Below are 2,671 nucleotides of genomic sequence, written 5' to 3'. Positions count from 1 at the left end.
TGGGGCACAGCGACCTCAAAACAACCATGATTTACACACATACTATAAAAAGCAAAACAATCAGAGAAGCCCAGAGTCCTTTGGATTTCTCTAATTAGTTTTCTACCATCAACATCTTTTTTGCTCTCATCGTTAGCAAGATAACCCATCAACTCCATGAATTCAAGCAAGCATTTACTCAGGATAAGCTTGCACATGCTGCGATTTCACCGGCTTCAATGCCGCATCTGAAACCATCCACTGCAGTTGCGTTTCGATTCGGCTTGGATCGGCTGCCATTAGTCTTTTCCCTTTGATATTTTCCAAATAATTTCATAGATTTGGTTAAATAGATTTACAGCCATATTTTTCCAGATAACATATCTTGTAAATTGACAAGATTTGAGGGAGATGAGTAAATTGAAACGCAAAGAGTTTGGTAAGTATATTGTTGCCGATCCGGCAATATGCCACGGCAGGTTAACTTTTAAAGGTACGAGAATATTTGTGAAAGATATAGTGGAAATGGTCGCCGACGGCATGGATTGGGATAAAATCATCGAAGAGTGGCGCGGGAGTATTAATAAAGACGCTATCTCGGAAGCCATAAAAATTGCTGGTGACGCCTCGAACAAAAATCAGAAAAGTATACTCAAGCTGCATGAATATCATCGATGAAAACGTAATTAATTCGCAAAGAACGCAGCTTATCGATTGGAATGTATCAGTCAAACAAATAGGATTTGAGGTAGGAAGAAAAGGTTTGAAAGATAGAAATGAAATAATACCATTACTGCACTCACTCAGAGCCCCCACATTTTTTACTCGTGACAACGATTTTTACGATAAGAAACTTTGTCATACTAAGTCCTCAATTGTTTACTTAAAAGTCAATGAGAATCAAGTAGCTGAAAATGTCAGATCATTTCTTCGTCACCCCGAATTCAATACTTTTGCAAAACGTCAGGGGCTTGTAATTAGACTCACTTCCTCAACAGTCCATTATTGGAAGATAAATCTGGATGAGGAACATACTCTCGACTGGAAAATCTGATGTCTAAATCCAACCCTAAATCTTTCCCAATCCTCTACCGGTTCATCCGATTCGTCGTTAAATTTGCCATGTCGATTTTTTTTCAGAAGATTGACTTGCAAAATGGCGAAAACGTTCCTGCGCGCGGGCCGGTGATTTTTGTAGCGAATCACCCCAATTCGATTATGGATGCCCTGGTCATGGGGCTGGTCACGAAGCGGAAAGTAAACTACATCGGGCACACCGGCTTGTTTTCGAATAAACTCAAAAGTTGGTTTTTGAGAAGCTGCGGGGTCATTCCGATCTACCGCCGTGAGGATGCGCCGGGCAAGATGGATCAAAATGTCTTCGCCTTTCAGTCATGCTATGAAGTCCTGGAGAGTGGAGAAACAATCGGCATCTTTCCCGAAGGCACCAGCGACATGCTCAGGAAAGTCAAAAAAGTAAAAACGGGCGCGGCCCGGATTGCCCTTGAAACTGAAAAAAGAAATGATTACCAACTGGGTCTGAAAGTGATTCCCATTGGCTTGTATTTTTTTTCGCGTAGCCGGTTTCGCAGCAAAGTTTTGATGAATGTCGGTGAACCGGTTAAGCTGGAATCGTATTTTGAGATAAACAAAGAAGATAACGCAGAAGCTGTCCAAAAACTTACTGAGGAAATTCAACAAAGTCTCGAAGCGTTAACCGTCAACATTCGTCACGAGGAGCTTGATGATTTTGTGAGGGATATTGAAATTCTTTACGGCGATGAATTAAAAATCGATTCTCCCGACTTGCAAGAAGTATCGGAAGAAACTGTTGCAGATTTCCTTGTGACTCAGAAAATTGCCGATTGTGTAGAATATTATTATGAGCGGGATCTCGAGAGAGTGCGCAATTTTCAAGCGGAAATCAGCGCCTATAAACGCAAACTCAAACGGCTTCGTTTAAGGGACAATATGATAAAGGAGAAAACCACATTTTCTCAAATGGCTAAAAATAGCGCTGTAACATTCGTTAGATCTCTGGTTGGTTTACCGCTTGCTTTATATGGAACTGTTAACAACGTCATTCCGTATTTTCTTGCCGAAAATCTTGCCAAGAAATTTGTTGACGAACGCACTAAAATCTTGTCTGCACTATTAATTGGCGGCGGAATCGCGTTTATTTTATTTTATTCGGTGCAAGTTTTTGCTGTTTGGTTTACCTTCGGAAAACTTTGGGCCGCGGTTTACCTGATAAGTTTACCCATTAGCGGTTTTTTTGCATTGGCATATTTTAAACAAATCCGGCAGGAACAAGAGCGAATTAGTTTGTCCTTTTTTTTATTTACCAACCGTCAGTTGTTTAATCGAATGCGCCGGGAGCGAAAAAGGCTTATTTTGAGGATGGACGAAATTAGAGATGAGTATCGGCAATTAATGGGAATTATACCTACGACAGAAGCAACGAATAAGGTGAGTAACCTAAATTGAGTGTTAAAGTGCTAAAGTGTTTACGTATTTATAATCTTTAAGTTGATTAATTGCAAGTCCCCCTGAACACTCGAACGCACAACGTAAATCTAAAAAGCCAACAGCCAACAGCCAACAGCCAACAGCCAACAGCCAACAGCCATCAGCCAACAGCCAACAGCCAACAGCCAACAGCCAACAGCCATCAGCCAACAGCCATCAGCCA

Annotated in this window: 3 protein-coding genes; all 3 read left to right on the top strand. The window is 41.1% G+C overall.

Annotation, left to right across the window (positions count from 1 at the left end):
• Positions 1–399: 399 nt before the first annotated feature.
• Genes IH879_22260 through IH879_22250 form a run of 3 tightly spaced genes read left to right on the top strand, consistent with a single transcriptional unit; the run spans position 400 to position 2,466 of the window.
• A complete protein-coding gene (locus tag IH879_22260; GenBank protein ID MCH7677651.1) occupies positions 400–657 on the top strand; it encodes a DUF433 domain-containing protein in 258 nt (85 codons plus the stop codon).
• On the top strand, positions 641–1,033 hold the full coding sequence (locus IH879_22255; GenBank protein ID MCH7677650.1) for a hypothetical protein: 393 nt from the start codon (positions 641–643) through the stop codon (positions 1,031–1,033). The genes IH879_22260 and IH879_22255 overlap by 17 nt, the downstream gene beginning before the upstream one ends.
• Complete coding sequence (locus IH879_22250; GenBank protein MCH7677649.1) at positions 1,033–2,466, top strand: 1-acyl-sn-glycerol-3-phosphate acyltransferase; 1,434 nt, start codon at positions 1,033–1,035, stop codon at positions 2,464–2,466. The genes IH879_22255 and IH879_22250 overlap by 1 nt, the downstream gene beginning before the upstream one ends.
• The last annotated feature ends 205 nt before the right edge of the window (positions 2,467–2,671 follow it).

Source organism: candidate division KSB1 bacterium (assembly GCA_022562085.1).
In the GTDB taxonomy this organism is placed as follows: Bacteria; Zhuqueibacterota; Zhuqueibacteria; order Oceanimicrobiales; family Oceanimicrobiaceae; genus Oceanimicrobium.
Note: the sequence above shows the minus strand (reverse complement) of the source record. Positions and strands in the feature narration are given on the sequence as shown.

Coding starts and splice junctions, on each gene's coding strand:
- IH879_22255 (MCH7677650.1), top strand. CDS start 641: ATGAATATCATCGATGAAAACGTAATTAATTCGCAAAGAACGCAGCTT.
- IH879_22250 (MCH7677649.1), top strand. CDS start 1,033: ATGTCTAAATCCAACCCTAAATCTTTCCCAATCCTCTACCGGTTCATC.